The sequence below is a fragment of the Pseudoxanthomonas suwonensis genome (assembly GCF_000972865.1).
GTDB lineage: Bacteria > Pseudomonadota > Gammaproteobacteria > Xanthomonadales > Xanthomonadaceae > Pseudoxanthomonas > Pseudoxanthomonas suwonensis_B.
The window spans coordinates 2804390-2811220 of the sequence record NZ_CP011144.1; the positions used below are offsets into that span (position 1 = coordinate 2804390).

General features: G+C 72.1%; 1 protein-coding gene, 1 tRNA gene and 2 pseudogenes. 3 read left to right on the forward strand and 1 reads right to left on the reverse strand.

Annotation, left to right across the window (positions count from 1 at the left end; genetic code table 11):
* The first annotated feature begins 69 nt into the window (after positions 1-69).
* Positions 70-145 (forward strand) — tRNA-Lys (locus WQ53_RS11625).
* An 89-nt stretch (positions 146-234) separates the two neighbouring features.
* On the opposite strand, the gene WQ53_RS11630 is transcribed toward WQ53_RS11625, so the two are convergent.
* A complete protein-coding gene (locus WQ53_RS11630; protein ID WP_052632569.1) occupies positions 235-744 on the reverse strand; it encodes a ferritin-like domain-containing protein in 510 nt (169 codons plus the stop codon).
* A gap of 350 nt (positions 745-1094) precedes the next feature.
* On the opposite strand from WQ53_RS11630, the pseudogene WQ53_RS17360 reads away from it, so the two are divergent.
* Both WQ53_RS17360 and WQ53_RS17365 read left to right on the forward strand, forming a co-directional pair.
* Positions 1095-2963 (forward strand): annotated as a pseudogene (locus tag WQ53_RS17360) (DEAD/DEAH box helicase); the annotation flags it as partial.
* A gap of 210 nt (positions 2964-3173) precedes the next feature.
* Positions 3174-5867, forward strand: a pseudogene (locus tag WQ53_RS17365) (Lhr family helicase); the annotation flags it as partial.
* Positions 5868-6831 lie beyond the last annotated feature (964 nt).

Here is a 6831-nt window from a genome sequence, read left to right on the forward strand (position 1 = left end):
ACCCGGCTCCTACAAGAAGGCGCGCGCGATCGGGTAAAATGCCCGCCCGGCCGAGAGCCGGGATCCCGTGGGCCGTTAGCTCAGTCGGTAGAGCATCGGACTTTTAATCCGCTGGTCGATGGTTCGAATCCATCACGGCCCACCAAACACGACCGGATCGCCGGTCCCGATTCCCGAACCACCCCGCGACCGAGGGACACCGATGGCGTCCCTCCGCCTGCGGCGCATCGCCGCTCAGGCCGCCTTGCGGCCCTCCTGCGCCGCGCGCTGGTTGCCGCCCTGTTCGGCCAGCATCGTCAGCTTCTGGTCGGTGGCCTTCTCCTCCTCCAGCGTTTCCAGCAGCAGCGGCAGGGCGTCCTTGTAGCCCAGCTGCCTGGCCAGCGCGGCCAAGGTGCCGTAGGCGGCGATCTCGTAGTGCTCGACCTTCTGCGCACCGCCGATCAGGGCGGCGTCGCGCAGCGCGCCCTGGTCGATCGAATCGATGATTTCCTTGCCTTCCTCGACCAGGCCTTCCATCGCCGCGCACTTGATCCGCTTCAGGCGGATGCCCAGCACCTCGACCACGCGGTCGATGCGTTCGATCTGGCCCTGGGTTTCCTCCAGGTGGGTATGGAAGGCATCGGACAGCGCGGCGTCGTCCGCCGCCCGGGCCAGTTTCGGCAAGGCCTTGGTCAGCTGCTTCTCGGCGCTGTAGATGTCGGACAGTTCATGGATGAAGAGGTCTTCGATGGTCTTGACGCTCATGGAGCGGTTCCTTCTTTTTCTTGGGGTGGGCAGCGGGTGATCCCCCGGGGAAGCCGGCGCGGCATGTGCCGGTCGGTGCTGTGCTCTTCCTGGGGGGAGGCAGCATGGGCGCCGGTGTATTCGACCCCGGTCGAACGGCGGTGAAGGCGATGTTCAATGCAGGACCGAGCGTCGCCGCCTGTGCCCGGCGGATGCCTGAACATGTTGTCCCGGGCGTGCAAGGCGGCGGTTGAAGCGTCTTGGCGGCGGGCGCATATTCGGTCCATCCCCACCGCGATGCGCCAGTGGCGCGTCTCACCCGCTGCGACCCACGCGGCGCAGGCTGGGGTCTCCTCGCGCGTACCGAGCCGATGTCCACTTCCGCCTTCCATCCCGCCGTCGCCCGCTGGTTCGACCGCGCCTTCCCCGGTCCCACCGCGGCCCAGGCGGCGGCGTGGCCGGCGATCATGGCCGGGCGCAACACGCTGGTGGCCGCGCCGACCGGCTCGGGCAAGACCCTCACCGCGTTCCTGGCGGCGATCGACGCGCTGGTGCGCGAGGGCCTGGCCCACGGCGGCGAACTGGCCGACCGCACCAGCGTGGTCTACGTCTCGCCGCTGAAGGCGCTGTCCAACGACATCCGCCTGAACCTGGAGGCGCCGCTGGCCGGCATCCGCGACGCGCTGGCCGAACTGGGCCTGCCGGACGTGGAGATCCGCACCGCGGTGCGCACCGGCGACACCCCGCAGGCCGAGCGCGCGCAGGCGCGCAGGAAGCCGCCGCACATCCTGGTCACCACGCCCGAGTCGCTGTACGTGCTGCTCGGTTCGGCCTCGGGCCGGGCGATGCTGGGCACGGTGCGCAGCGTGATCGTCGACGAGATCCATGCCCTGGCCGACGACAAGCGCGGCAGCCACCTGGCGCTGTCGCTGGAGCGGCTGGAGGCGCTGTGCGGGCGGCCGCTGGTGCGGATCGGCCTGTCGGCCACGCAGAAGCCGGTGGAGGAGGTGGCGCGCTTCCTGGTCGGCGGCGCCAACGTCTATCCCGCGCGCGGCGACCTGCCGGGCTGGAGCGGTCCCGATCCGCTGGCCGGCACCGCTGCCGTGCTCGGCGGCACCGCCACCCGCGAGGTGCCCGACTGCGCGGTGGTCGACATCGGCTACGCCAAGCAGCGCGACCTGGCGCTGGAGCTGCCGCCGACGCCGCTGTCGGCGGTGATGTCCAACGAGCAGTGGGAGCAGGCCTACGCGCGCCTGGTCGAGCTGGTGCGCGCGCACCGGACCACGCTGGTGTTCGTCAACACCCGGCGCATGGCCGAGCGCGCCGCGTTCCACCTGGGCGAACTGCTCGGCCGCGAGCAGGTCGCCACCCACCACGGCAGCCTGTCCAAGGAACTGCGGCTGGAGGCCGAGCAGAAACTCAAGCGCGGGCAGCTGCAGGTGCTGGTGGCCACCGCCTCGCTGGAGCTGGGCCTGGACATCGGCGATGTCGACCTGGTCTGCCAGCTCGGCTCGCCGCGCTCGATCGCCGCGTTCCTGCAGCGCGCCGGGCGCTCGGGCCACCATGTCGGCGGCGTGCCCAAGGCGCGGCTGTTCCCGCAGACCCGCGACGAACTGGTCGAATGCGCCGCGCTGCTGGACTGCGTGCGCCGCGGCGAGCTGGACGCGCTGCGGATCCCGCCGGCGCCGCTGGACGTGCTGGCGCAGCAGATCGTCGCCGAAGTGGCCGCCACCGAGTGGGACGAGGACGCGCTGTACGACTGGTGCCGCCGCGCCTGGCCGTATGCGCGGCTGGAGCGGGCCCGGTTCGACGAAGTGGTGAAGATGCTGGCCGACGGTTTCAGCGACCGCCGCGGCCCGCGTGCGGGCTGGCTGCATCGCGACGCGGTCAACCGCCGCCTGCGCGGCCGCCAGGGCGCGCGGATGGTCGCGACCATGTCAGGCGGTACCATTCCCGACACCGGCGACTACGCCGTGGTGCTGGAGCCACAGTCCACTTTCATCGGCAGCGTCAACGAGGACTTCGCCGTCGAAAGCATGGCCGGCGACGTGTTCCAGCTGGGCAACGCCAGCTATCGCATCCTGCGGATCGAGCCCGGCCGGGTGCGGGTCGAAGACGCGCAGGGAATGCCACCGAGCATCCCGTTCTGGCTGGGCGAAGCGCCGGGCCGCACCGACGAGCTCTCGTTCGGCGTGTCGCGGCTGCGCGAGGAAATCGCCGCGCACCTCCAGCTTGAGCCCCTCTCCCTCCGGGGCGAAGTGGACTGCTTGCGAACCACCGGTTCGCAGTCCACTGAGCGCCCTCGCGCTGGCGCGAGGGCCGGGGCGCGGAGCGGGGGTTGGGGAGAGGGTGCGGGTGCCCAGCGAGGCGACAGCTTGCAGCCTGGCGCTGCTCCCGAACCCTCACCCCCAGCCCCTCTCTCGGAGGGAGAGGGGAGCAACGGCATGGCGGAGCAAGTCGCGCGCTACGGCACGGAACGGGCCATCGCCTGGTTGATCGGCGAAACCGGTCTTGGCGCCGACGCCGCACGCCAGCTGGTCGACTACCTGGGCTCCACCGCGCTTGCCCTCGGGGGCGCGATGCCGACCCAGCGGCGGATCGTGCTGGAGCGCTTCTTCGACGAGACCGGCTCGACCCACCTGGTGATCCACAGCCCCTACGGCAGCCGCCTCAACCGCGCCTGGGGCCTGGCCCTGCGCAAGCGCTTCTGCCGCCAGTTCAACTTCGAACTGCAGGCCGCCGCGACCGAGGACGCGATCGTGCTGTCGCTGTCGACCAGCCACAGCTTCCCGCTGATCGAGGTATCCAAGTACTTGCACTCCTCGTCGGCCGAGGACGTGCTGGTGCAGGCGCTGCTGGATGCGCCGCTGTTCCCGGTGCGCTGGCGCTGGAACGCGACCACCGCGCTGGCGCTGCCGCGCTTCATCGGCGGCAAGAAGGTGCCGCCGCAGCTGCAGCGGATGAAGTCCGAGGACCTGCTGGCCACCGTGTTCCCCGACCAGGTCGCCTGCCTGGAGAACATCGTCGGCGAGCGCCAGGTGCCCGACCACCCGCTGGTCGCGCAGACCCTGGACGACTGCCTGCACGAGGCGATGGACACCGAGGGCTGGCTGGAGGTGCTGCGTGGGCTGGAGTCCGGCGCCATCGCGGTGGAGGCGCGCGACCTGGCCGCGCCGTCGCCGCTGGCCGCCGAGGCGCTCAACGCGCGGCCCTACGCCTTCCTCGACGATGCGCCGCTGGAGGAGCGCCGCACCCAGGCGGTGCAGACCCGGCGCTACGCCGACCCGCAAGCGGCCACCGACCTGGGCCGGCTCGACGGCGCGGCGGTCGAACAGGTGCGCGCCGAGGCCTGGCCACGTGCGCGCAACGCCGACGAGATGCACGAGGTGTTGACCGGGCTGGGCTTCGTCACCGTCGCCGAGGCCGAACGCGAGCCGGCCTGGGCGCCGTGGCTGCAACAGCTGCTGCGCGATGCGCGCGTGACCCGGCTCACCGCGGCCGGGAAGCAGTGGTGGGTGGCGGCCGAACGCCTGCCGCAACTGCTGGCGCTGCATCCCTCGGCGCTGCAGCAGCCGGGGATCGCCATACCGGCGGAGTTCGCGCAGGTGGCGTGGAACGCCGAGGACGCCGCGGTCGCGCTGCTGCGCTCGCGCCTGACCGGTTTGGGACCGGTGAGTGCGGCGACGCTGGCCGACAGCCTCGGCATCGCCCCGCTGGCCGCCGACATGGCGCTGCTGAAGCTGCAGTCGCAGGGCTACGCGATGCAGGGACGGTTCTCGCCGGGCGCGGCGGCCGAGGAATGGTGCGAGCGCCACCTGCTCGCGCGCATCCACCGCTACACGCTCAAGCGCCTGCGCCGCGAGATCGAACCGGTGGCGCCGCGCGACTTCATGCGCTTCCTGTTCGACTGGCAGCGCGTGGCCAAGGACGCGCAGGCCAGCGGCCCGGAGGCGCTGGCCGGCGTGCTGGCGCAGCTGGAAGGCTACGAGGCGCCGGCCGCGGCCTGGGAAGGCGAGCTGCTGCCGGCGCGCGTGCGCGACTACTCGATCGGCTGGCTGGACGACCTGTGCACCGCCGGCCGCACCCTGTGGACGCGGCTGCGCGCCGCCGAGGCCGAGCCGGGCGCGCGCGGCAATGTATCGCTGCGGTCCACGCCGATCCTGCTGCTGCCGCGGCGCAGCGCGCCGCACTGGAACGCCTTGGCCCCGGCGCAGGCCGACGACGCGGCGCTGTCCTCGCGGGCGCAGAAGCTCGCCGACTTCCTCGCCGCGCACGGCGCATCGTTCTTCGACGAGATGGTGGCCGGCACCCGCCTGCTGCAGACCGAACTGGAGGACGCGCTGGCCGAACTGGTGGCACGCGGCCGCGCGCATTGCGACAGCTATGCCGGCCTGCGCGCGCTGCTGGTGCCGGCGTCGAAGCGGCCCACGCCGGGTTACGGCCGCCGCCGCGCGATGATGCTGGGAATCGAGGACGCCGGCCGCTGGGCACTGGTGCGGCGCGCGCTGCCGGCGCTGGACGGGGACGACGGCGTGGACGCTGCCGACGATCGCGCCGTTGCCGCAGCCGCTGCGGCGCGCGGTGCGGCCGGCGGTGCGACGGCTGCGCACCCGGCGCGGCCACCGAAACCCGACCCAGAGGCGGTCGAGCACGTCGCCCGCGTGCTGCTGCGCCGCTATGGCGTGGTCTGCTGGCGGGTGCTTGAGCGCGAGGCGGCCTGGCTGCCGCCGTGGCGCGAACTGCTGCGCATCTACCATCGCCTGGAAGCGCGCGGCGAGGTGCGCGGCGGCCGCTTCATCGCCGGCCTGTCGGGCGAACAGTTCGCCCTGCCCGAAGCCATCGGCCTGCTGCGCAAGGCCCGGCAGAAGCCGGACGACGGCACACTGGTCTGCGTCAGCGCGCTGGATCCGCTCAACCTGGCCGGCACCGTGGTCGCCGGCGACAAGGTGCCGCGCATCGCCGGCGCGCGCCTGCTGTACCGCGACGGCATGCCGGTGGCCGCGCTGGTGGCCGGGGAAATCCGGGCCGTGCAGGAGATGGCGCCGGAAGTCGCCGCCGCTGCACGCAAGGCACTGCTGCGCGAGCCGGCCTCCACCGCCGACGCCCTGCTGGCGCAATTGCATGCCGGTGCGCCGCCGTTGTAGGAGCCGGGCTTGCCCGCGCGACCCGACGCCGTCGGCGCAGGCTACGCCTTCGTGGTCCCGACGCCCGTGTCGCCGACTGAAGTCAGCTCCTACAGAAGGCGGCCGCGCCGTGGCTGTTGTAGGAGCCGGGTTCAGCCGGCGACCCGACGCTGTCGGCCCAGGCGACGCCTTCGTGGTCCCGACGCCCGTGTCGCCGACTGAAGTCAGCTCCTACAGAAGGCGGACGCGCCGCGGCTGTTGTAGGAGCCGGGTTCAGCCGGCGACCCGACGCCGTCGGCACAGGCGACGCCCTCATGGTCCTGACGCCCGTGTCGCCGACTGAAGTCGGCTCCTACAGAAGAGCGGCCGCGCCGTGGCTGTTGTAGGAGCCGGGTTCAGCCGGCGACCCGACGCCGTCGGCCCAGGCGACGCCCTCGTGGTCCCGACGCCCGTGTCGCCGACTGAAGTCAGCTCCTACAGAAGAGCGGCCGCGCCATGGCTGTTGTAGGAGCCGGGTTCAGCCGGCGACCCGATGCCATCGGCCCAGGCGACGCCCTCGTGGTTCCGACGCTCGTGTCGCCGACTGAAGTCAGCTCCTGCAGGGAGGCGCTGCCCTGATTGCAGAGGGGCTGATTGTCTGCCGTTTGTCGGCCCTGGGCGACCGCCTGTCGGTCACCCGGGGCCTGTGGCATCTGCGCCTGCTGGCGTTACCCGGGTGGATGCAGAGGAAACCTTCGTAACCCGTTGAAGCGGCAGGGCTGCGCCCCAGCGATGGCTTTCGGGAGCAGCGGCAGCCGGTGATCGGGCGCGTGATAGTTTTGCGACGTGTTTCGCGGTTTGTGGAATAGGGCACGATCCCGGTCGTGCCCCCACTGCCCAGGGGGAAACCATGGAACTGTTGCATCGCAACCGCCGGCGCCCTGCGCCGGACCGCCGCGCTGGGGATGGCGCGGCCACTCTCTGTGATCCATCTCGCCTGCCGGCC